Annotated in this window: 24 protein-coding genes; 6 read left to right on the top strand and 18 right to left on the bottom strand. The window is 57.2% G+C overall.

Going from position 1 to position 23,051, the window contains the following annotated elements; genetic code table 11:
• Positions 1-8: 8 nt before the first annotated feature.
• Entirely contained in the window at positions 9-704 is a 696-nt protein-coding gene (locus BJP06_RS01115) for an energy-coupling factor ABC transporter ATP-binding protein (protein WP_071572545.1), read from the top strand.
• A complete protein-coding gene (locus BJP06_RS01110; protein WP_369822157.1) occupies positions 694-1,311 on the top strand; it encodes an energy-coupling factor transporter transmembrane protein EcfT in 618 nt (205 codons plus the stop codon). Before BJP06_RS01115 ends, BJP06_RS01110 begins: the two co-directional genes overlap by 11 nt.
• A 76-nt stretch (positions 1,312-1,387) precedes the next feature.
• Here the strand turns inward: BJP06_RS01110 and BJP06_RS01105 are convergent, their stop codons facing one another.
• The 4 genes from BJP06_RS01105 to pgsA form a co-directional block, all read right to left on the bottom strand.
• Entirely contained in the window at positions 1,388-2,215 is an 828-nt protein-coding gene (locus tag BJP06_RS01105; protein ID WP_071572544.1) for a PspA/IM30 family protein, read from the bottom strand.
• Positions 2,216-2,305: 90 nt separating this feature from the next.
• Positions 2,306-2,680 carry a helix-turn-helix domain-containing protein gene (locus BJP06_RS01100; RefSeq protein WP_083433148.1) on the bottom strand — a complete coding sequence of 125 codons (375 nt, stop codon included), beginning with the start codon at positions 2,678-2,680 and terminating at the stop codon, positions 2,306-2,308.
• Positions 2,680-3,246, bottom strand: a complete 567-nt coding sequence (locus tag BJP06_RS01095; RefSeq protein ID WP_071572542.1) for a CinA family protein — start codon at positions 3,244-3,246, stop codon at positions 2,680-2,682. Before BJP06_RS01095 ends, BJP06_RS01100 begins: the two co-directional genes overlap by 1 nt.
• Positions 3,246-3,782: a CDP-diacylglycerol--glycerol-3-phosphate 3-phosphatidyltransferase gene (gene pgsA / locus BJP06_RS01090; RefSeq protein ID WP_252930819.1), complete on the bottom strand. Its 537-nt coding sequence runs from the start codon at positions 3,780-3,782 to the stop codon at positions 3,246-3,248. Before pgsA ends, BJP06_RS01095 begins: the two co-directional genes overlap by 1 nt.
• A 45-nt stretch (positions 3,783-3,827) precedes the next feature.
• Here pgsA and BJP06_RS01085 point away from each other — a divergent pair, with 45 nt between their 5' ends.
• Positions 3,828-4,115 (top strand): YciI family protein, encoded by a 288-nt coding sequence (locus BJP06_RS01085; RefSeq protein ID WP_071572541.1) that lies wholly within the window; start codon positions 3,828-3,830, stop codon positions 4,113-4,115.
• A 12-nt stretch (positions 4,116-4,127) separates the two neighbouring features.
• Here BJP06_RS01085 and BJP06_RS01080 read toward each other — a convergent pair whose 3' ends face one another.
• Together BJP06_RS01080 and BJP06_RS01075 are read right to left on the bottom strand one after the other, a co-directional pair.
• Complete coding sequence (locus tag BJP06_RS01080) at positions 4,128-5,297, bottom strand: TerC family protein (protein ID WP_071572540.1); 1,170 nt, start codon at positions 5,295-5,297, stop codon at positions 4,128-4,130.
• A 179-nt stretch (positions 5,298-5,476) separates the two neighbouring features.
• Positions 5,477-8,227: a DNA translocase FtsK gene (locus BJP06_RS01075; RefSeq protein ID WP_255365762.1), complete on the bottom strand. Its 2,751-nt coding sequence runs from the start codon at positions 8,225-8,227 to the stop codon at positions 5,477-5,479.
• A 34-nt stretch (positions 8,228-8,261) separates the two neighbouring features.
• Between BJP06_RS01075 and BJP06_RS12225 the strand changes: the two genes are divergently transcribed.
• A complete protein-coding gene (locus BJP06_RS12225; RefSeq protein WP_246814942.1) occupies positions 8,262-8,408 on the top strand; it encodes a hypothetical protein in 147 nt (48 codons plus the stop codon).
• A gap of 166 nt (positions 8,409-8,574) precedes the next feature.
• On the opposite strand, the gene BJP06_RS01070 is transcribed toward BJP06_RS12225, so the two are convergent.
• From BJP06_RS01070 to dapB, 5 genes are read right to left on the bottom strand one after another with little or no spacing between them, the layout of a single operon-like run.
• Positions 8,575-9,201 (bottom strand): TIGR03085 family metal-binding protein, encoded by a 627-nt coding sequence (locus BJP06_RS01070; RefSeq protein WP_083433162.1) that lies wholly within the window; start codon positions 9,199-9,201, stop codon positions 8,575-8,577.
• Between the two features lie 53 nt (positions 9,202-9,254).
• Entirely contained in the window at positions 9,255-11,267 is a 2,013-nt protein-coding gene (locus BJP06_RS01065) for a ribonuclease J (protein ID WP_071572538.1), read from the bottom strand.
• Positions 11,268-11,269: 2 nt separating this feature from the next.
• Positions 11,270-12,178: a 4-hydroxy-tetrahydrodipicolinate synthase gene (gene dapA, locus BJP06_RS01060; RefSeq protein WP_071572537.1), complete on the bottom strand. Its 909-nt coding sequence runs from the start codon at positions 12,176-12,178 to the stop codon at positions 11,270-11,272.
• A 45-nt stretch (positions 12,179-12,223) separates the two neighbouring features.
• Positions 12,224-12,943: an FAD-dependent thymidylate synthase gene (gene thyX, locus BJP06_RS01055; protein ID WP_255365761.1), complete on the bottom strand. Its 720-nt coding sequence runs from the start codon at positions 12,941-12,943 to the stop codon at positions 12,224-12,226.
• 36 nt (positions 12,944-12,979) lie between these two features.
• Complete coding sequence (gene dapB, locus BJP06_RS01050; protein ID WP_071572535.1) at positions 12,980-13,726, bottom strand: 4-hydroxy-tetrahydrodipicolinate reductase; 747 nt, start codon at positions 13,724-13,726, stop codon at positions 12,980-12,982.
• Positions 13,727-13,823: 97 nt separating this feature from the next.
• Here dapB and BJP06_RS01045 point away from each other — a divergent pair, with 97 nt between their 5' ends.
• Positions 13,824-14,438: a hypothetical protein gene (locus BJP06_RS01045; RefSeq protein WP_071572534.1), complete on the top strand. Its 615-nt coding sequence runs from the start codon at positions 13,824-13,826 to the stop codon at positions 14,436-14,438.
• A 60-nt stretch (positions 14,439-14,498) separates the two neighbouring features.
• Here BJP06_RS01045 and BJP06_RS01040 read toward each other — a convergent pair whose 3' ends face one another.
• The 4 genes from BJP06_RS01040 to BJP06_RS01025 form a co-directional block, all read right to left on the bottom strand.
• Positions 14,499-16,817 (bottom strand): polyribonucleotide nucleotidyltransferase, encoded by a 2,319-nt coding sequence (locus BJP06_RS01040; RefSeq protein WP_071572533.1) that lies wholly within the window; start codon positions 16,815-16,817, stop codon positions 14,499-14,501.
• A gap of 137 nt (positions 16,818-16,954) precedes the next feature.
• Entirely contained in the window at positions 16,955-17,224 is a 270-nt protein-coding gene (gene rpsO / locus BJP06_RS01035; protein ID WP_070362312.1) for a 30S ribosomal protein S15, read from the bottom strand.
• Positions 17,225-17,323: 99 nt separating this feature from the next.
• Positions 17,324-18,277: a nucleoside hydrolase gene (locus BJP06_RS01030; protein WP_218161309.1), complete on the bottom strand. Its 954-nt coding sequence runs from the start codon at positions 18,275-18,277 to the stop codon at positions 17,324-17,326.
• Positions 18,278-18,315: 38 nt separating this feature from the next.
• Positions 18,316-19,308, bottom strand: coding sequence for a bifunctional riboflavin kinase/FAD synthetase (locus BJP06_RS01025; protein WP_071572661.1), 993 nt, complete (start codon positions 19,306-19,308; stop codon positions 18,316-18,318).
• A 30-nt stretch (positions 19,309-19,338) separates the two neighbouring features.
• On the opposite strand from BJP06_RS01025, the gene truB reads away from it, so the two are divergent.
• Positions 19,339-20,232 carry a tRNA pseudouridine(55) synthase TruB gene (truB, locus tag BJP06_RS01020; RefSeq protein ID WP_070362310.1) on the top strand — a complete coding sequence of 298 codons (894 nt, stop codon included), beginning with the start codon at positions 19,339-19,341 and terminating at the stop codon, positions 20,230-20,232.
• A 31-nt stretch (positions 20,233-20,263) separates the two neighbouring features.
• On the opposite strand, the gene BJP06_RS01015 is transcribed toward truB, so the two are convergent.
• The 3 genes from BJP06_RS01015 to BJP06_RS01005 are packed head-to-tail and all read right to left on the bottom strand — an operon-like array spanning position 20,264 to position 23,041.
• Positions 20,264-20,917, bottom strand: coding sequence for a 4'-phosphopantetheinyl transferase (locus BJP06_RS01015; protein WP_071572532.1), 654 nt, complete (start codon positions 20,915-20,917; stop codon positions 20,264-20,266).
• A complete protein-coding gene (locus BJP06_RS01010) occupies positions 20,917-21,720 on the bottom strand; it encodes a metallophosphoesterase (protein WP_070478902.1) in 804 nt (267 codons plus the stop codon). The genes BJP06_RS01015 and BJP06_RS01010 overlap by 1 nt, the downstream gene beginning before the upstream one ends.
• Before the next feature lie 7 nt (positions 21,721-21,727).
• Positions 21,728-23,041, bottom strand: coding sequence for an MATE family efflux transporter (locus BJP06_RS01005; protein ID WP_070478901.1), 1,314 nt, complete (start codon positions 23,039-23,041; stop codon positions 21,728-21,730).
• Between the last annotated feature and the right edge of the window lie 10 nt (positions 23,042-23,051).

The raw sequence follows: 23,051 nt of genomic DNA, 5'->3' as shown, positions 1-23,051 counted from the left end.
ATTTTTCCATGCCACAGATCAGCTTCAACGACGTGAGCGTCGTACGTAATGACAACACACTGCTCCAACCATTTTCACTCACGTTGCAGGAACATCGGATCGGCATCATTGGCTCGAACGGTTCTGGCAAGTCAACGCTCGTCCGGCTTATCAATGGGCTCGAAGAGCCGAGCACAGGCGAGGTATTCTACGACGGAATTCCGCTTGCAACTCGCAGCGCTGAAGTCCGCCGACGTGTCGGGTTCGTGTTCTCCGACGCAGAAAGCCAAATCGTCATGCCCCAAGTCCACGATGACGTGGCGTTTTCATTGAAGAAGTTCAAGCTCTCTAAGGCAGAGAAAGAGCAACGCGTCGATGAGGTACTGGAACGCTTCAGACTCTTGCACAAGGCAGAACAATCACCTCATACGCTCTCTGGCGGCGAGAAACAGCTTCTCGCACTGGCCGCAGTACTGGTGACTGATCCGACCACCATCATCGCAGACGAGCCAACGACATTGCTTGACCTGCGAAATCGTCGGCGAATAATCGCTGAATTGAACTCGCTTGATCAACAAACAATCGTGGTGACCCATGATCTAGAGTTACTCAGTGACTTCGACCGAGTAGTTTGTGTCAACGACGGCGTCATTGCATACGACGGCACACCAACAGACTCGATTCAGTTCTACACTCAGCTAATGGAGCCGAACAGTGAAGATTGACTCGCTACCAATGGGCGTGTACGTCCCAGGCAAAACGCTGCTCCACCGTATGAGCCCAAAGAAGAAATTCGTACTGCTCATTCTGTACATCCTCATAGCGACCAACTTCGGGCGTACGTTCCCAATCGCGCTCACGTTGCTAGGCTTGATCTTCGTTCTGTACATCGTGGCAAGAATTCCGATCCGAATCGTTGCCAATCAGCTCGTGCCAATTCTTCCCTTGCTCGCAATGCTCGGCGCATTCCTTGTCTGGCAAAATGGCATCGGGCTTGCTGGCGTCACGCTGATTACGTTGTTCGCAACGATTCTCGCCGCAAACCTTCTTACTCTGACCACAACAGTTGAAGCGCTCCTTGTATCGCTCGAGGAGGGCCTCAAACCGCTCGGCCGTTTCGGAATACCAACTGAGAAAATCAGCCTCGCTATCGCCCTCACGCTCCGTCTCATCCCGCTCATCTTGCAGACATCGCAGGAAGTTCTCGACGCCCGCAAGGCCCGAGGACTGGGATTTTCTCCCCTCGCGTTTGGCGTACCGCTCATCGTGCGAAGTATCCGAAGGGCGGAACAGATCGGCGATGCACTTGTCGCTCGTGGCGCGCTCGACTAACCGCGTTCAATCCTTCGCAGGGCAAAGCAAAAGCTCCAGGTTTCTATAGAAATCCTGGAGCTTTCTTTACCACGCTTTAGGCTTCGCCGCGGAGCTCACGCATCCGACGTGCGACGGCGTCCTCACTTGCGTGCGGGGCGCCGGTCTTGCCCTGCTCAATCGACTGCTGTTCCTTTCCCGAGGTCAACTCGCCAGACATCTCTGCGCGAATCTGCTCGAGCCGACTGTGGCCTGCCATCTGGATTCCAGCCTGCTCCACCTCAGCCATGCGGCCTTGGATCGAGTTCTCCGCGAGCTCTGCAGCACCCAGTGCGTTCGCGTAGCGGCGCTCAATCTTGTCGCGAACCTGGTCCAAGTTCGGGCCGGAGGCGGTCAACGAGTTCATCGAGCGCATGGTCTCGGAAACCTTCTCCTGCATCTTGGCCTGCTCAAGCTGCGACAGCAACTTCGAGCGCTCAGCGACCTGCTGTTGCAGGTGTGCCGCGTTGCGCTCCACAGCTTGCTTTGCCTGTGCGGCCTGCTGGAGTGCCTGGTCGTGCAGCGCCTTCGTGTCTTCAACGCCCTGCTCTGCGGTAACAAGCTGCGCCGCGAACGCCTCAGCAGCGTTCTCATACTCGGTCGCCTTCTGTGCGTCACCGTTGGAGCGGGACTTATCTGCTAATTGGAGCGCCTGGCGAGCGTTAGCTTGAAGTTTCTCGACTTCCTCCAGGCGACGATTCAGCTGCATTTCCAGCTGGCGCTGGTTACCGATAACCGCGGCTGCTTGCTGCGAAAGCGCCTGGTGCTGGCGCTGAGCCTCGGAAATGGCTTGCTCAATCTGGATCTTTGGATCAGCATTCTCCTCAATCTTGTTGTCGAAAAGTGCCATCAGGTAGTTCCAGAATTTTGAAAACGGGTTTGCCATAGTGTTGCGTTTTACCTTTCGCTGAGCATTGAAATTGGCCGTGTCCACGGCCAAACTGTTTCGTATTCTATCTGTTACAGCGCTGCTCCGCTATGCGCGAATCGCATCAGCCGTGGCGAATTCATCGTTCATCGATTGCAGTGAAAGGTTCGCAACAGCCTCGAGAACAACTTCTGAAACCGTAGTGTCCAGTGCTTCGCAAATTGATGCGAGCAGCTCTGAGGAAACTTCCTTGCGCCCACGCTCCAGCTCAGAGAGGTAACCAGAAGAAACGCGGGCTTGAGCAGCAAGAGATCGCAACGTCACGCCTTTATCCGCCCGAAAAGCTCGCAGTGACATTCCTAGCGCCTCTCTCAGCAGCGGTTCTTTCTGGCGGGTTCCAGACTCGCGAAATGGAAAAGCGACCTCATCCTGTGCATCGAACGAGGGCTCAAGCGGCGTATCGATTAGAAGTGTCGTAGTCATCACTTGGTATAACTCCCCTCAACGTGTTTTTGTTCCCGCACGGCATGCAACAGGACGCGAAGCGCTGCTTCAACAGCCCACTCGCGTACCTCGTTGCGCGGCGCCTGTAGCAAGTTTCGGGCCTGTCTGAATCCTGGAATGGTTCCGCGTACGAGAGGGGCGTCGGAAAGTATGTCGCCGGCGAGAACTGCTTCACAACCATCACTTGAGGCGATCCCTACCCAGACCTCACCGACAGGGTGGCCATCCTGTTCACTGGGCCCGGCCACACCAGTGAGCGAAAGACCCCAGTCTGCGTTGAGCTTCCGCTTTGCCGCCTTCGCCATCTCTTTCGCGGTCACCGGAGAAACAGGTCCAAACTCATCGATGACGTCCTGGGGAACGCCGGCCAAGGTAACTTTGCACTCGGTCTCGTAAGTCACCATCGCGCCTCGTAGCGCTGCGGAGGCACCCGGAACGCCTGCGAGTGCGGCACTTGCCAAACCGGCAGTGAGCGATTCACAAAGCCCAACTGTTGCACCCCTCTTAGTAAGTTCCGCAATCACATCGGATGCAGTACCTCGCATTAGTTATTCACCTTGCGAGCATCGACAAGGTATTGCACGCCGGTCACCACGGTGACGACTACGGCCAACACCATTACAACGTAGGAAGGCGCGTCCATCCAGGAAGGCAGCGGGCACAGGTAGAGAGCAACGCCGACGGTCTGGAGCACCGTCTTCAATTTTCCTCCCTTGGACGCGGGAACGACTTGGTCGTTGCGCAGCATCCACATTCTCCACATGGTGATGCCGAGCTCGCGGACCACGATGACGATAGTCATCCACACAGGAAGGTTGGACGCCACGTTGAGTACTACAAGTGCCGTAATCATCAGGGCCTTGTCCGCGATCGGGTCCGCAATTTTCCCGAAGTCGGTAATCAGGTTGTAGGTACGGGCGATTGTTCCGTCTAGCTTGTCCGTGAGCATCAGCGCGACGAACACACCGAACGCCGCACCCCATCGCTGGTCCAGTGCCAACCATGCGAAGACGGGGATAAAAATGATTCGCAACGACGTCAAGACGTTAGGTACGTTCCAGTTCGATGGTTTTTCAGTCACGCCCTCTACCCTACCTATCCCATGCTTTCCCTTAGACTGCGTGTTATGAAATATTTTGTATTCCATTACACGTACTCAGATAATACGGACCTCGTAGATGCTACGCGCCCCGCACACCGCGAGTTCATCGCGAAGCAGCTAGAGCTCGGAAGGATTGTCGGATCTGGCCCGCTTGTCGACGCCGGCAAGGCCCTAATCATCGTGCAATTACCAGATACTGCCGATGCTGCGGAGGCAGTATCACTCATGAACCAGGACCCCTACTGGCAGAACAACGCTCTACTCAGCCGAGAGGTCCACGAGTGGAACCCGGTTTCCCGGGTGTTCCCTTAGACCGCGGAGGTTCTACTTCCTCCCGCGCTGGACGTGAAGGTGATCCGTCTCGCGGGAACCAGTGGCGGTGTGGTCGCCCTTGCCCGACGTTGCAGGGTCATCAATCCACTCGATGTGGTGGCCCTGATTGTCGACTTTCCGGCGATTGCCGTGGTCGTCATAGTCAATGTGCCAGCTCGGCCCATTCGGGTCCCGCCGCCCTGCCTTGATATCCGCTCGGTCCTTCACCATGGAGCACAGCACGGTAATCACCAGTACTGCCACAATGAAGCCGAGCGATGCAACGGTGCCAACCTCCGGCACGCTCACATTCTCACCGCCATTGACAAACGGCAGGTTGTTCTCGTGTAGCGCGTGAAGCAACAGTTTGATGCCGATAAAGCCAAGAATCACGCCCAACCCGTACGGCAGATACACCACACGGTCCAACAAGCCAGAAAGCAGGAAGAACATCTGGCGAAGGCCCATGAGTGCGAACGCATTCGCGGTAAACACGATGTACGCCTCAGAGGTAATCCCGTAGATTGCTGGGATCGAATCAAACGCAAACATTACGTCGATAAACCCGATGGAGAGCAGTGCGACGAACAGCGGGGTCGCTGCGGACTTGCCCTCCTTCGTCTTCGACCACAGCTTGTCACCGTGGTAGGAGCTCGTGACAGGGACGACTTTACGGAGTGCCTTCACGACAGCCATATCGTTCGGATCTGTTTCAGGTGCATCAGTCGCCTCGTCGTAAACGAGTTTGACAGCCGTGTAGATCAAGAACGCTGCGAAGATGTAGAAGACGTCGCTCCACGCCTCGATAAGTGCTGCGCCGAGCAGAATAAACAGCAGGCGGCATACCAACGCGATAACAATGCCCAAGAGCAGCACCTTTTGCTGGTACTTCCTTGGAATCTTGAACGCACCCATGATCAGCGCGAAGACGAACAAGTTGTCCACGGACAGCGCCAGCTCAGTGATGTAGCCAGTGAAGAACTGGACGCCGTGCTCGCCGTCCCACTCCCACCAGATCACACCGCCACAGATCGCTGCCATCGTCATGTAGAACAGCGTCCAAAAGCCCGATTCTTTGATAGTTGGCTCGTGGGCCTGGCGAACGTGAGTAAGAAAGTCAAAGGCGAAAAAGCCCAGAATGATTGCTGCAGTGAGCAGCCATATCCATAGGGGGACACTCAACGTGGCTACCTCCGGTCGTTGCATAGGACAAAGAAAGACCGGAGGTCTCCCCCACCACGTAGCTACGGGGCTGCCTCAACCGGGATACGTTTGTTCCGTGTTGACGGTCTGAGGCACTTGCGGGGTACTCCCCTCCAATGCGAATGCCAGGCTACACCATCAGGGGGAGTCGCTACCAGTTATACGGCTCCACCGGTGGGATTGTAGGTTGCTTCGACCGTCTTCACGTCATCTTCATCTGCAGTGGCGTCATCACCAAGTTGCGCGTCGACGTCCTTCGGTGCGTCCGCGGGATCCGCACCCTTGAGCATCCAAAGAATGGTCTCGAGCTCTTCTGGCTTCACCAGCACTTCACGGGCCTTGGAGCCTTCCGATGGCCCAACGATGCCACGGGACTCCATCAAATCCATCAGTCGACCGGCCTTCGCAAACCCGATACGCAGCTTACGCTGCAGCATCGAGGTCGATCCGAGCTGCGCCGTAACAACGAGTTCAACGGCTTCCAGCAGGTCGTCCAGGTCCTTGCCGATGTCGTCGTCGATAACTTTCTTCTCGGACTCCTTCTCTTCCGTAACGCCCTCGACGTACTGTGGCTCGTCCTGGCTCTTGGCGGCGTCCACGACGGCTTGGATTTCAGCGTCAGACACGAACGCACCTTGCATGCGTTGCGGCTTGCCGGCGCCCTGTGGGATGAAGAGACCGTCGCCCATGCCGATGAGCTTCTCCGCGCCACCCTGGTCGAGGATGACGCGTGAGTCAGTAAGTGAGGATGTTGCAAACGCGAGCCTGGACGGCACGTTCGTCTTGATCAAGCCCGTGACGACGTCCACCGAAGGTCGCTGCGTAGCCAAGACAAGGTGGATACCTGCTGCGCGGGCCTTCTGCGTAATGCGGACGATCGAGTCCTCGATCTCCTTCGGCGCGGTCATCATCAGGTCTGCGAGCTCGTCCACGACACAGACAATGAACGGATACGGGCGCATTTCGCGCTGAGATCCCGGAGGAGCACTGATCTCACCACTCTTGACCTTCTTGTTGAAGTCCTTGATGTGGCGGACCCGAGCGGTCTTCATGTCCATGTACCGCTGCTCCATCTCCTCCACCAGCCACTGCAGTGCCGCCGAAGCCTTCTTCGGCTGCGTGATAATTGGCGTGATCAGGTGCGGAATTCCCTCGTACGGAGTGAGCTCCACCATCTTTGGATCGATGAGGATCAGGCGTACTTCTTCAGGTGTTGCGCGCGTCAGCAAGGAAACCAACATCGAGTTCACGAACGCCGACTTACCGGATCCCGTAGAACCCGCAACAAGCAAGTGCGGCATCTTCTGCACCGAAGAGGCAATAAAGTCACCCTCGATGTCCTTGCCTAAGCCGATGAGCATAGGGTCATCGTCCGCAGCAACATTCGGCGCTTCGAGGACATCGCGCAGACGAACCATCTCACGGTCCTGATTCGGCACCTCAATACCGACGGCAGATTTGCCGGGAATTGGCGTCAACAAACGAACGTTATCGGTCGCGACTGCATAGGCAAGATTGGACTGCAAGTTGGTAATCTTCGACACCTTGACGCCGGGCCCAAGCTCTACTTCGTAGCGGGTCACGGTCGGACCACGGGAGAAGCCCGTCACCATGGCGTTGACTTTGAACTCCTCGAAGACCTCTGTGATGGCTTCGATCATGCGATCGTTGGCTTCGGTGCGAGTCTTCGGCGCTTGGCCAGCGAGCAGCAAATCGGTTGTTGGAACGACGTAGGTGGAATTCCTGTCGACCTTCTTCGCGTGGCCATCCTTCGGCGCCTCAGGTGGAGTTGCGCTTGGGTCCTTCCCTGAACGAGCTACGACCGCCTGGCGAACTGCATCTCGCGACTGATCGACAGCATCCCGTTGAGCCTCCTCAAGCGTAGGCCGGGGCAGAATCTTCGTCTCCTCGGGTTGCGCAGGCTGACGTTTCGACGCCGCCTTCGTCGCAGGGCGCTCAATGACCGTAGTGGCGTCACTGCCTTCCTGCGTGTCGAAGTCTTCACCGAAATCGAAAACCTCTGTCTCATCACCCGGTGCTTGAGACACTGACGCTGGCTCCGCCGGGTAGTTATCCAGCGGCGTGGAGGCCTTTCGCAACTTCTCCGAGAACGACGAAAACCCAGAAACCCTTGGTTTCTTTGCCGCGGTACGTGGAGAAAGACCGGTACGTGGGCTCCTCGATTCAGGCTCAACCCGCGAGCGCTTTGCCGACGTGCGCGGGCGCCCCTCTGCGATAGCGTCAATGTCCCGGCCTACATCACTGTAAGGATCCGACTCATCGTCAGTCTCGGGGCGCTGGAATACCGAGCTAAGCCATGCAGTGAAAAAATCATAGGCTTCACGCACAGTAATACCGGTTGTACGAAGCGCACCATAAACAATGACAAGTCCCAGCAGCGGAACTGCCACATATGAGGAGAATCCAGCGGCGAGCAAGCCACCGGTGAACGTGCCCACTACCCCACCGGCGATCTTGCGAGATTCCCAATCGGCAGGGTTGCCAGCGAAGACATGAATCATGCCAAGCATGGCAATACCAATAATCAACAGGCCCGACGCCACCCTGGCACGTACTGCCGGTTCTGCCTTCACGTTCAGCATGAGAGCGATAGCGATGCAGACCAAAATCACAGGAAGCAGGAGCGCACCAGCACCAATTGCCCAGTGAACACCCTGCGCAATGACGTTGCCTATCGGGCCAGCGATATCCATCCACACGGAGGCGCCCAGGATCGCGGCAAGGCCAATGAGCACTAAACCGTACGCGTCAACGTTGCCACGCGAGATGCCCAACGAGCGACTGGACTTTCGTGAGTGCTCTTCACGTTGCGGCGCCTCAGCAGAGGGGCCGTCGTCAAGAAAATCGAAGTTGTCGTCCTCGTCATCGTATCCGTTTGCGTCGGGCACGCTGTCAAAACTCTCCTTACGGCGTGGTCGAAGTTTGGTAAGCAACGAACCAGCTCCGCGAACTGCACTGCCAATTGAGCTTCCGACGACTCTCGTCGCGGACCCGACCCGTTCATCGGCAGTCTCTGCCGCGACCATGGACGAGGTCGGTGGATGCGTCATCGACGCTGGGGCACCGTAACGGCTCGTCGTTGAACGTGCACGGTCCCGCGGGCCCGTTGAAGCTCGCGTATTTCGTGGCGCTGGTTTTCTGGCAGACATGTGCTACACACTAGTACCTTGCGCACCATTATTACCATCCGCCACTCTAAAACCACAGATGTTGTTACAGGCGAATGAATCAAGTACTACAACTTGATACCTACTCCAGCAAGAGCTTCGACCGCACCGGTTACATCCACTTCGACCGCGCTGCGACCGGCGGCCCACAACAATAGTTCCCCGGGCTCGCCATATACGCGGACGACGTTATCGCCCTGCTTTGAAACGCCGACGCCTTCGCCAATGACCGCGGGAGGCAAGTCCGGGGGCGTCAAAATCACAGGTACCGCAACACCTTTCAGCGTGACTGAACCAAACCGCTTCGCAAGCTTCAAAAGTTCTTTGTTGGTGACGGCGCTAAACTGTCGAGGCTCGACCTTACCCCCACCACGACGAACGTCTTCGTGGTGAATAAAGTGCTCGGCTGTATTTAACGTATCGTCACTCGGCTTGAAAAGCGAAGGCGGACCGATGGCCCAGAGACGCACAAGATCCTCGTACGACCATGATGCAAGTCGGGCTTCCTCCGCCTCCAAAAACTTCCTCGCTCGCTTTACAAATATTCCGATGGCAGCTAATGGCCTTCGTTCACGGATATAGAGGTGCGTCGCCAAATCGCGAGTGTTCCAGCCCTCGCACAGCGTCGGTGCTTCAGGCCCGACTTCGAGTAACAGTTCAGCAAGTTGATTTCGTTCAGTCTTTGCAAATGACATGGGCCCTAGCATAGTGCCAGGGCCCATAGTTCTGCTCACAAAAGTGTCAGGTATTAAAGCGACTCTCGTGTTGCTTGAACATCAGCGTCTTCTGCCGGTCCAATATCCGCCGCGGTTGGAACCACGGTTGGAAGAATGACTGGCTCACGCTTGTACTTCTGCTCAATCGTTCGCGAGAGCTGACGACGAAGCTGCTGCACCATGCGGTACGGGTCATTCTCCCCTTCTGCAGCCAAATCACCCATAACTTCCTGGACACGCTCGACGACCTTCTTATTGAAGTCACGGTCGTCTTCAGAGAAACCAGTGGTGGAGACGCGCGGTACCTCGATGAGGCTACTCGTGCGGTCGTCGATCACACAGGTAATCGAGACAACGCCACCTGAGGCAAGCGAGCTGCGATCTGCCAGTACATCCGGGTCAACGTCGCCCATCGTCGCGCCATCAACATAAAGCTGTCCGACCTGGTACTGGCCAACAACCTTGATCTTGCCCTTCGTCATGTCAACCACAACACCATTTTGAGCAAGTGCGGTATTCTCCGGCTTCACGCCGGTCGCAATAGCAAGCTCCTTGTTCGCGCGCATGTGGCGCCACTCACCATGCACAGGCATCGCGCAAGTCGGGCGTGCTGCGTTGTACAGGAAGAGAAGCTCACCGGCGTAGCCGTGGCCAGAAGCGTGGACATGAGCTTCGGAGTTCGTCACCACAGTCGCACCGATTTGTGCGAGGTTGTTGATCGTCGCGAACACAGCCTCCTCATTACCTGGGATCAGGGAAGACGACAGGATGATCATGTCACCGTCGCGAATGGTGATCTGGCGGTGTTCACGGCGCGACATACGCGAAAGCGCAGCCATCGGCTCGCCCTGCGTACCCGTTGTGATCAGCACAACCTTATGCGGCGCCATCTTGGCGGCTTCTTCGATAGGGATAATCGTGTTCTTCGGAGCCTTCAGCAGGCTCATCTTCTCGGCGATTTCCATATTTCTCAACATGGAGCGGCCGTTGAAGGCAACCTTGCGACCATTCGCTACAGCCGCGTTGACTGCCATTTGGACGCGAGCAACGTTGGAAGCAAACGAGGCAATCACAACGCGTTGCTTCGCCTGGCTCACCAAACGCGTCAGTGTCTCCTCGATACCGGCCTCGGATGCAGAAATACCCGGCACCGTAGCGTTCGTGGAGTCGCACATAAACAGATCGACGCCTTCGTCACCGTAACGCGACAGCGCCGGCAGGTCCGTCGGCATTCCGTCGTACGGAGTCTGGTCCACCTTGACGTCACCGGTCATCACAACATGACCCGCGCCGGTCTTAATAGACAGGCCGAGACACTGCGGAATGGAGTGATTCACGTGCCAGAAACGCACGTGGAATGGGCCCAAGTTGACGGAAGAATCCTTGTTCACCTCATGCAACTTCGGACGCTGACGGTGCTCCTTCGTCTTCGCAGCAATCAGCGCATTGGTGAAACGCGACGAGTAAATCGGGATATCCGGGCGCAGCTTCAACAGCCACGGGATTGCGCCAATGTGGTCTTCATGACCATGTGTGACAACCAGGGCCTCGACCTTGTCCAACTTCTTTTCAATCGGACCAAAGTCAGGCAGCACAAGATCAACGCCTGGTTCACCGGAGTTCGGGAACAGCACACCACAGTCGACGATGAGCAGGCGCCCGTTGTATTCAAACACCGTCATATTACGACCGATTTCGGAAATACCACCCAAGGCGTAAATACGCAGGGTTCCCTTCGGTGCCTTCGGAGGAGCCGGGAGGCGCTTCGTCAAGTCTGCGCCCTGCATCGACTTCACCGGGTTGCGACGGCCACCGCCGTTGCTACCGCGCCCACGGCCGCGTCGGCGATTCCTGCCGTTACCGCCATTTCCGTTCGAGTTCCGGGACTTGCTATCCCGCTGTGACTTCTCAGGGCCCTTGTCATCTTCATTACTTGCGGTTCCTGCGGCCTGCTTCGGTGCCTGAAACACCGGCTTCTGTTCAGTGGCCTCAGGTGGCCCTGCTTTACGCGTCACTTTGCGTGAGCGTGTACGGGGTTCGTTCATACTTAAAGGACTCCAGCCTTCTTCAAATCTTCTCTGAGAACCTCTACCTGCTCAGAGGTCGCTCCGACCACTGGCAGGCGTGGTTCGCCTACTTCAATGCCCTGCAGACGCAGAGCAGCCTTTGCAAATGTTGTGCCACCGAGAATCGCTTGTTGATGTGCGAGAACGTCGATGACGTTGGCGTTAATTTCCCGCGCACGGACGAGGTCGCCTTCCTCGAAGCTTGTGATGAGCTCGCGCAACGCTTGCGGTGCTGCGTGGCCTACAACCGAGATCACACCGGTTGCCCCCATGGCCAGCCACGGCAGGTTCAGCGGGTCATCCCCGGAATACCATGCCAGGCCTGTTGATTGGATCAACGGTGCTGCCTGGAAGAAGTCGCCTTTCGCATCTTTCATCGCAACTACGGTTTGCAATTCCGCCAACTTCGCAATGGTGTCCGAGGCAATCGGAATCGCGGAGCGTCCTGGAATGTCGTAGAGGCAGATCGGCAACGAAGTTGCAGACGCGATCTCCCGGAAGTGCGCAAACACGCCGTCTTGAGACGGCTTCGAGTAATACGGCGTGACAACCAAGAGGCCATCAGCCCCTGCCTCAGCAGCTTCCTTCGCCAATGCGACGGACTTTCGGGTATCGTTCGTGCCTACTCCGGCGATAAGTTTGGCGCTATCGCCAACTTCTTCACGCACCGCTTTCAGTAACGCGACTTTCTCTTCACTGGTTGTCGTTGGCGATTCGCCCGTCGTGCCCGCAAGCACGAGGGCATCAATGCCATTGCCGACAAGGTGGGCAGCTAATGCTCGTCCTGCCTTAACGTCTAGCTCGCCATGCTTATCGAACGGCGTGACCATTGCGACGCAGACTGTGCCGAAAACGTCAGCACCGATATTAGCTTTCATAGAAGTGCCCATGCCAAAAGAGCGTACCCTTTTTGCTGGCTGAATGTAACTCCACCGCTATGTTTTGTACTGGGTTGTTGCCTTCTTAGTCCCGTCCGGCAGCGTTGTGACAACGAAGTCCTCGAACAAGACGGGTGCGCACTCACTCAAAAGTTCCAGACACCTCACGGCGACCGCTCGTAGCTCCTCCCCACTGTGCTCACCTGCCCTGGTCGCAACAAAATTCCGCCAAGTCCGGAGGTTGCCGCTGACAACAAGTCGGGTTTCTCTCGCAGCCGGAGCAAGTGCCATAGCTGCCTCGCGTACCTGTTGCTTGCGCAGTAGCACATTCTTCTCATCCGTCAGACTTGCTTCCACCGCGTTATGCAATTCGTCGTGCACAAACGCAGCGTCTTCAATCGCGTGCTCGAAAAACCGTTGAAGTTGCTCGTCGCGCTGTACGACGCTAGGAACCACGACTCCTCTTTGCTCTTCAGGTAAGGAGTACTGTGAAAGCTCGCTGATTGAAAAGTCTCGGTGCCGCAATATCTCATGGCTGGTGGCCATTGAGATTCCCTGAATATACAGCGTCACGCTTGCGTGCTCGAGCAGCGAGAGGTTGCCGGTATCAATGACGTGATGCAGGAAGGCGTCCGTGCTCGAAGTGTGAGACTCATTGTCACCGAAGGAGTCATAGCTTGCCCTGCCTGCAAATTCGACGACAGCATCCGCCGCCGCTGCACCAGATGAAGGCCGCCAGCCCAGTCCGGCTGGCGGTTCGAACGTTGATGCTGCCACGAGCTGGATGCTGAGTTGGCGCTGCGGCTGCATCTGTTACAGCCCGAGGAACTTGTCAAGGCCGATCGTGAGGCCTGGATGATCCATGACGTTTCGCACGCCGAGCAATACACCCGGTACGAACGAATCACGCCCATAGGAATCTTGGCGGATAGTCAACGACTGATCGACGGTGCCGAAGATAACTTCCTCATGCGCAACCATTCCGGTCATACGCACAGCGTGGACTCGGACGCCATCGATATCCGTGCCGCGCGCTCCATCGAGTTCCTGCACAGTGGCATCCGGACAAGGTTGCATTCCGGCGGCCTTTCGGGCCTCTGCAATCCCTTGCGCTGTCTTTACCGCAGTGCCGGACGGTGCATCCAGCTTGTTCGGATGGTGGTACTCAACTACCTCGGCTGACTCGAAGAACTTGGCCGCCTGGCGAGCAAAGGACATCGTCAATACAGCTGAGATGGCGAAGTTAGGCGCAATGAGAACGCCAGTGCCCTGCGAAGCAGCACACCAGCTGCGTACTTGGTCGTAGCGATCGTCGTCAAATCCCGTTGTGCCCACAACACAGTGGATGCCGTGCTTGATACAGAACTCGAGATTGCTCATTACCGAGTCTGGAGTGGTGAAGTCGACGATAACTTCGGCACCGGCGTCCAACAGCTTTTCTAAGCTGTCGTCTTTATCGATCTCGGCCACAAGTTCAAGATCGTCAGCCGCGCGCACGCCCGCTACAACTGCGGTACCAACGCGTCCATGCGCTCCCAAAACACCGACTTTGATTGTCATATCCATTCCTCAATTCTGTCTTTGCGAGTTGCGTTCGTTCTACTGCTGTCACTGTAGCGCGCCGTGCGGCAGGTGTGGTTGGGTACACTCGAAAAGCATGAAGAGTAGCTTGATCCTCCCCGGTGTCCTCACCGTGGCTGCACTGCTCACCGCGTGCGGCACGGGCTCCGAAGTGACAGAGCCTTCCACAGCAACCTCGTCCCCTGAAAGCGCTACAGCTACCGCTACGCAAGACGTACCTGCTACGGAGTCAACGGTGTCGGCTGCCGCATCTCCCGCAGCCCCAGCCGCTTTCAACACCTTCGCTCCACCCGAAGGTGCCCCTGAGCTAACGCTCCAGGATGTTCGAGTCGGTAGCCACGAGACATACGACCGCGTCGTCTTCGAGTTCTCAGGCGATGGCCTACCTGGATACCGAATTCAGTACACCGATAAGGCACTCCAGCAGGCCTCCGGCCACGAGCTCGCGGTCTCCGGTAACGACATCTTGGAGGTGCTCATCGAAGGCACACCGATGGATCGACTCCCGAGCAACCCTGATCTTATCTCCGCTGGCCCGTATCAGCTGGCAACCGGCAACGTCGCTGGGATCACCAACGGCGGCACGTTTGAAAACCAGTCGCAGTTCTTCATCGGACTCGACCGGCAGCGTTCGTTTGAGGCTACGGTGTTGGAAAGTCCAACACGGCTAGTTATTGACGTCCACCGTTAGCTCGGCAAACGCGTAGTGGCCAGGGCGTAAATGCCCTGGCCACTTCTTTAAGCGGTGAGACTACTTGTTCTGCTCAACAGGAACAAGGGAGATCTTGCCGCGATTATCAATATCACGAATCTCGACCTCGATCTTGTCACCGACGTTGACAACGTCCTCGACCTTCTCGATGCGCTTGTTGCCACCCAAGTTCGAGATATGAATCAGGCCGTCGGTTCCCGGGACGATCGAAACGAACGCACCGAATGCAACGGTTTTGACCACGGTACCCAGGTAGTGCTCGCCTACCTTCGGCAACTGTGGGTTAGCAATTGCGTTGATCTTGTCGATCGCGGCGTCTGCTGCTTCGCCACTGGTTGCCGAGACGTACACGGTTCCGTCCTCTTCAATCGAGATGTCCGCGCCGGTTTCCTCGGTAATCGAGTTGATCATCTTGCCCTTCGGGCCAATGACCTCACCAATCTTGGAAACAGGAACCTTCACCGTGGTGATTTTCGGCGCCAACGAGCTCATGTCATCCGGCGAATCAATGACCTCTGCCATCGTGTCCAGGATGGTCTCTCGAGCATCATGCGCCTGCTTCAGAGCCGAAGCGAGCACGTCAGAAGGAATGCCGTCCAGCTTGGTATCAAGCTGCAGGGCGGTGATGAACTCGCGGGTGCCTGCCACCTTGAAGTCCATATCGCCGAACGCATCTTCCGCGCCCAGAATGTCCGTCAGAGCGACGTACTTCGTCTCACCATCGACGTCACCCGACACAAGGCCCATCGCAATACCCGCGACCGGAGCAGCCAGTGGCACACCAGCGTTGTACAGCGACAACGTCGATGCGCACACGGAGCCCATCGACGTCGAACCGTTGGAGCTCAGCGCCTCAGAAACCTGGCGAATCGTGTACGGGAAGTCTTCGCGCGAAGGTATCACTGGCAACAACGCGCGCTCTGCAAGCGCACCGTGACCGATTTCGCGGCGCTTCGGGGAGCCAACACGACCTGTTTCACCAGTCGAATACGGTGGGAAGTTGTAGTGGTGAATGTAACGCTTCGAAGTCTCAGGGCTCAGCGAATCGATTGGCTGTTCCATCTTCAGCATGTCAAGCGTCGTCACACCAAGGATCTGGGTCTCACCGCGCTCGAACAGTGCCGAACCATGCGCACGCGGGACCAGTTCGACTTCCACGCCGAGGTCACGGATCGCGGTCACGCTGCGACCGTCGATACGGTAGCCATCCTTCAGGATCTTGCCTCGAACAATCTCCTTCTGCAGTGCGTTGTACGCCGCGCGAATCTCCTTCACCACAGCAGCAACATCGTCGTCATCTTCGTCGACGTCGAGGCGGTCAAGCACATCTTCTTCGATGTCCTCGATGTACGCGTTAATCTTCTCTTCGCGCTCCTGCTTGCCAGCGATGGTCAGGAAGGAAGCGAGCTTCTTCGATGCCTTCTTCTCCACTGCTTCAAACACCTCATCGGTGTATGCCGGGAATAGCGGAAACTCCTTGCGTTCCTTGTCGAACTGAGCTGCAAGGTCGCGCTGCGCCTCACACAGCGTCTTGATGTACGGTTTCGCAGCCTCCAGACCGTCTGCGACGGTTTCCTCGGTAGGTGCAGGTGCGCCGTCAGCGATCAGCTTGACGACGTTCGCGCCAGCTCCTGCCTCAACCATCATGATTGCAACATCCGCTTCCGTCTTACGGCCACGCTTGCGCTCAACAATGCGGCCCGCAACAACCATCTCGAAGATGGCACGCTGGTGCTGCTCGTGATTCGGGAATGCAACCCACTGGCCTTCTGGGTGTTTATCGTCAGCGATCAATGCCATACGCACACCACCAACGGGGCCGGAAACCGGCAGGCCAGAAAGCTGCGTTGCCGCGGAAGCTCCGTTGATAGCGACAACGTCGTAGTATTCTTCCGGGGCGATCGACAGGACGGTAATCACGACCTGAACCTCGTTGCGCAGCCCCTTCACGAAGGTTGGGCGCAGTGGGCGGTCGATGAGACGGCAAGCCAGGATCGCCTCGGTGGATGGGCGGCCTTCGCGGCGGAAGAACGAGCCCGGGATACGGCCCGCGGCATACATTCGCTCCTCGACATCAACGGTCAGAGGGAAGAAATCAAAGCCTTCGCGGGGGTTATTCGACGCCGTAGTCGTCGCAAGCATCATGGTGTCATCGTCCAGGTAGGTCGTCACCGAGCCATCTGCCTGGCGAGCCAACTGGCCCGTCTCAAAACGAATGGTGCGAGAACCGAAATCACCATTGTCGAGCGACGCTACTGCTTCGGTAACCCCATACTCTTCATCAACGTGGATTTCGTACGAATTTCTCGGCTTAAAACTGCTCAATTGATCCCTCTCCTTGGATCTCCGGGCGATCATCGATGTCGCCGTTTTTGTGTCATTTAGAACGAAGCACACTCTACCACCCTGCAAGGGATTTCACCACGCTCCAGACACAGCTAAACCCCCGCCCTGAAAGCCAGAGCGGGGGTTTGAAGCCTTATGACGTGATCGTCTTAACGACGCAGGCCGAGACGAGCAATCAGGTCACGGTAGCGCTCGACGTTGTTCTCACGCAGGTACTTCAGCAGACCACGACGGCGACCAACCAGCAGCAGCAGGCCACGACGGGAGTGGTGGTCGTGCTGGTGGAACTTCAGGTGCTCAGTCAGGTTGTTGATGCGCTCGGTGAGCAGCGCAACCTGTGCCTCCGGGGAACCGGTGTCAGTCTCGTGCACACCGTAGGTCTTCAGAATCTCTGCCTTTTTCTCAGCGTTCAGCGCCATGAAAAACTCCTCATTTGTTTCAGTCCGCATATACTTTGACCACTTCGTGCTGCAACTGCTGCGAACCACAGTCTCAATGCGCACAAAGCCTGGACTACTTTAGCTGCTGCGCGCCAGGTTGGTCAAACGCGTCATGAACTCATCGAGGAATCGATCAACGTCGACACCAACTGCAACCTGACTCGTCTTCTTCGGGTCGTTCAGGCGCTCCGGGTCCCCGATCGTTCGTCCACGAGTTGGCTCTTCGAGGTCCGTGCGCAGGTTTATACCAATGCAGTCAACCAGGCTGGGATCTATCGCAACTGCTACCGCCAACGGGTCATGCAGCCCGCACCCACCAAGATGCGGCGAAGTTGTTTCATATGCCTTGATGTAAAAGTCAGTCGCCTCTGCCAAGAAGTCGCCTTGAGACGTGCCCAACTCCTTCCACACCGCGGTTTCTTTCGACGTCAACAGCGTCTGCAAAGTGACATCGAGCCCGATCATGGTGAGGTTCTGCGCCCTGCGCATCACAAAATCAGCAGCTTCGGGGTCCTGATTGATGTTCGCCTCAGTACACGTATTGACGTTTCCCGGCACGGTCAGCGCACCGCCCATCATCACAATCCTGGCACTGTCTGCAAAGTCTTTATCGGCTTCCATGGCAGCTGCGACCGTCGTCAGAGGCCCGACAGGAACAATCACTAATTCGTCGCCGTAGCGGTGGAACGCATCGACCATGAAGTCCACCGCGGAGGCTTCCTCGACAGCGCGATGGGCATCCGGAAGTTGCGCCTCCCCTATACCGTTTACGCCGTGAATGAACTGCGAAATTTCCAACACTTCAAAGCTGTCCTTGGCACGAGCATGCGTCGGGCCAGCGAACACGGGAATATCGGTGCGCCCGAATAGCTCGAGAATCGCGAGACTGTTGCGAACGCTATCAGCCACCGTGACGTTTCCATATGTCGATGTCACGCCGACAAGTTCCACTTCAGGTGAAGCCATAGCGTATGCCAACGCCAACGCGTCGTCGATACCGGTGTCTACGTCGAGAATCATCTTGATGGTCACAGCAAAAACCTTTCAAGCAACACAGATCAGCAACGGCTTTATTCTACGGAATCAGCAACAGGCTCGCTTAAGAGTTCGCGGGTCCGGGAAACGTCCCGAGCCATGTGCTCCAGAAGCTCGTCAACGGAATCGAACTTGACCATGTCGCGAACCTTCGCCACAAATTCGACGCGGGCCATCCGATCGTAGAGGTCAGCATCTCTATCAAGCACGTAGGACTCGACACTGCGCCGCTTGTCACCGAACGTCGGATTAGTGCCGACTGAAATCGCAGCCGGGTAGCGCTTTCCCGGAACCATGTTCCCGCCGATGGGGGCATCGTCGATAATTGTGAGCCACCCCGCGTACACCCCATCTTTCGGGAGGGCAGAAACATCAGCAACATACTGATTCGCGGTCGGGTAACCGAGCTCGCGACCTCCTCGCCCAGCACCCCGCTCGATCGGACCCACGACGGAGAACGGCCTGCCCATGTAGTCCTTAGCCACACTGATGTTGCCCTGTGCGAGCTCGTCCCGAATCGCCGTTGAACAAATTCTTGTCGCGCCCTCTTTCAGCAGGCGGACTACCGTCACATCAACACCATTCTGCTCACCGAGCTGCACCATCGTCTGCGACGTGCCGGAAGCATCTCGTCCGAACGTAAAATTCTCGCCCACAAAGACGTGACGAGCATGCAAGGTGCCCATCACTATTTTGCCGAAATAGTCTTGTGCACTCTCCCCCGCAAGCTCTTTGCGGAAATCGATAACAATCAGCGCGTCCACGCCAAGCTCAGCGATGAGCCGCGCCCGCTCCTCGAGTGGCATCAGCGCCGTGGGCGCGGCTTCTGGACGAAATACTGCTACCGGGTGCGGCTCAAATGTCATCACCACGCATGGCACCTGGAGACGCTTCGCCTCATCAACAGCTGCTTTGATCAGCATCTGGTGACCGCGGTGGACCCCGTCAAAGACCCCTATCGTCAGCACGGTGCCGTCAAGGGCACCGAACGATTCCGGTACAGCATTAAGACCGTGCAAAATATCCACGTGCAATAGCGTACGGCATACTAAAGAGCTATGAGTGATCCCCTCGCTACATCTGGAATTGTTGTCATCGATAAGCCACAAGGTCTCACAAGCCACGACGTGGTCGCACGCCTTCGCCGTGCTTTCGGGACCCGCAAAGTTGGTCATGCCGGCACCTTGGATCCGATGGCGACTGGAGTACTGGTTGTCGGTATCGAGCGTGGCACAAAGCTCCTCGCCCACCTCGTCGCGGAAACCAAGACGTACGAGGCAACCATTCGGCTCGGTGCCGCCACCACGACGGATGACGCCGAGGGCGAGGTCGTCAGCACCTCCCCCACCGATGCAGTCACTGACGCCGACATTATCGACGCCATCGACAGCTTCCGCGGCGATATCATGCAGCGTCCCTCAAGCGTGTCCGCAATCAAAATCGACGGCAAGCGCGCACATCAGCTCGTCCGCGAAGGACACGATGTCGAGATCCCAGCCCGACCAGTAACAATTCATGAGTACAGCATTTTGGGCATCGCTCGCGTCGATACCTGGATTGACGTCGATGTCCGTGTGCACTGCTCCTCGGGGACGTACATTCGCGCGCTCGCACGCGATCTAGGTGAGACCCTACACACCGGCGGGCACCTGACTGCGCTTCGCCGAACCACAGTCGGGCCCTTTAACCTCGAGCACGCATTGGAGCTGGAAGACATCCAGGCTCACCCGCGCTTCAGCCTCACCCTCGACGAAGCCTGCGCTACCTGTTGGCCGGTACTGCCCGTCACCAACGATGAATACGACGCCCTCGCTATGGGCAAATGGCTCGAACCTCGCGGACTTTCGGGTGTACACGCTGCACAACGTGACGACGGCCGCGTCGTCGCCCTTGTGAAAGAATCCAAGAAGCGTCTTGCCACGGTGTTTGTCGCGCGCCCATCCACGCTGTAGTCAGCGCTAACGCCGTTTTTCGCGTTTGTCGCTACAACAGAAATGCAGAAGTGATGACGTAGCCAGCCCGGTGCACCCAGCGCCCCTCAAAGAACGGAGCGGGCGTCGGCCGCTCGAGAATGTACGAAACAAATGTTCCGTTCGGCCGGATATAGATTTCCGCCTGATCGAATTCCAACATCTTTCGCGCCAACGGGAACCAACACTTATATGTGGCCTCTTTCGCGCAGAACAGCAGCCGATCAGCCCAGAAGCAGCCCTCTGCCCGAAGTGCGTCCAACATCTCAAGCTCGGTTGGGCACGCGATTTGGGGCAATACGCCTTCCGGAAGCGGCTCCGCCAGCTCAGCATCAATACCGATAGAGCGCACCTTGTTGAGTGGCGCAACGACCGCCGCACGAAAACCATCCGTATGCGTCAATGAGCCACACACGCCCTCGGGCCACAACGGCATCCCAGCTTCGCCCCGCATGATGCGGTGAGGACCTTCGACCCCTAGTTCGTCGAGGGCGCGGTGCGCACACCAACGGGCATCGCCGAACTCCCCTTTCCGGATATCGACGGCTCCGCGGACAACGCCTTTCTCCTGCTCGTCGAGATTATCGTAATTGCGGAGATTATGGCCGTCATCGGTTCGAAGAGAGACGAACCGCGCAGAGGGAGGGAATAATGACAGATCGCGCACTAGCGGTTCACCTCCCAGACTGGGTACGGCCAACGATGTTCCTCTGGCCAGCGCTGCCACTCCCTGGGGTACCCCAACGACACTTCAATATGCGGAATGCCGTCTACATGTACAGTCCCCGGGATATGAAGGTGTCCGTAGACTACGGCCTGTGCCTGGAACCGCTTAGGCCAACTGCGCGTGTGCCGGGTCCCGCACCACATGGCAATGTCCCCGTAGAACAGGCGGTGCGTTGGCTCCTTTACCAGTGGCCAGTGGTTGACCAAGATCGTCTTACCGTGCACGCGAGAAAGGCGCTTCGTTGTGTACGCCAAGCGCTCCCAGCACCACGCACGAGTATCTACAAATGGGCGGATAGCAAACTCGTCCGTCATCAGAATGTTGTTGTCGCGAGCTTTCTTCAGCGCGGCGTCGACACTTAAATGCTGAGGGCGAAACGAGTAGTCGTACAGAGTAAACAGTGGCGCCACCGTAATGCCGTGGAATACCGGGTACGGGTCCTCAGGCGTTACAACGCCGAGTTCTCGCATTGCCTGGACTAGCGCAACGTACTTATCACGGCCTCTGTAGCGTGATCGCTCGCTAGAGAACAGCTCGTGGTTTCCAGGGGCCCAGATGACTTTCTCAAACCGTTGAGCAAGTACACCCATCACGTTGACTATCAGCTCAAATTTCTCTGCAACATCACCCGCGACAATCAGCCAATCCCCCTCATGCCGCGGTTGAATGAGGTCGATCTTGGCCTGATTCGCCTTTACTGCAGCATGCAGGTCGCTGACCGCCCACAGTGTCGGACCTAGCATGACGTACTCACTCCTCTACCCCGGTGCGCGCCCACTTCATCGAACGGAACCGCCACAGCACTCCCACCAGACGCAACACGACTGAGACAAAATAGCCGGCCCACACACCCGCGAGACCCCACCCCAGCCACATGGACAACAACGTCAAAGGCAAAAATCCACCGAGCATTGCGCCAATCGAAAGGTTGCGCAGGAAGACAGCGTCACTCGCTCCAAGCAGCACCCCGTCGAGCGCAAACACCGCACCCCCCACAACGATCATCGCCACCAACCACCGCCAAGGGACAGCCAGCGCGTCTGCCATGCCAGGATCATGCGTAAAAATCGACTGGATTGGCCCATCGAACACAAGAAAAACCGCAGCGAGCACAACCGCAAACACCGTAGCGTAGCGCGTAACAGCTGCACCTGTCCCTCTTGCGCGCTCCACGTTTCCCTGCCCAAGTGCAGCCCCTGTAAGCGTCTGAGCTGCAATTGCGAGCGAGTCCAGCACGAGGCTCAGGAAGTTCCACAACTGCAGCAACACCTGGTGCGCGGCCAATGCGAAGACACCAAAACGACCAGCGACTGCAGTAGCGGCGAGCAACGAAATCTGAAAGGAGGCGGAGCGCAAAATCAAGTCACGTCCAAGCACCAACTGATGGGCAATGACATTCCACTGTGGGCGCCAAACAGCGCCCTCTCCTCGATGTTCCTTTACAAGCGCCCCAACGAATAGTGAAGCGGTAATTCCCATTCCTATTACATTGGCCACAGCAGAGCCCACCAGCCCAAAGTGGTCAACAAGCAAAGGCAATAGAACCGCCCCGGGTACAAGACCGCACAGCGTCAACACAAACGGTAGCCTGGTGTTTTGCACTCCTCGCATCCAACCATTACCTGCCATAATCAGCAGCGTCAGCGGAATAGCGACCGCCGCGACATGCATCCACTGCGCCGCGTCAGCAGACGTTTCCGCATTCTGAGTCAACGCAAACGCGATGGGTTCGGCGAACAGCCAAATAATCGACGCCAATCCGAGGCCCACGAGTATTGCCACCCACGAAGCCTGGACGCCTTCCGCGACCGCATCAGCACGCCGACCTGCGCCGTAAAGACGCGAGCTACGCGCGGTAGTGCCGTAGGAAAGAAACGTCAGCTGCGTGGTCACCGTAGATTGCACCGCAGTACCAGCAGCGAGCGCCGCAAGCTCAACCGTGCCCAGCCTTCCAACCACAGCAGTATCCAGCAGCAAATACAGAGGATTCGCCGCAAGCACGCCGAGGGCCGGTAGCGCCAAGGCAAAAATGTCACGCGCCCGCACACCATGTGTATTCGTCATACAGGAGCAG

It is taken from the genome of Corynebacterium sp. NML120713, assembly GCF_001875735.1.
GTDB lineage: Bacteria > Actinomycetota > Actinomycetes > Mycobacteriales > Mycobacteriaceae > Corynebacterium > Corynebacterium pseudogenitalium.
Note: the sequence above shows the minus strand (reverse complement) of the source record. Positions and strands in the feature narration are given on the sequence as shown.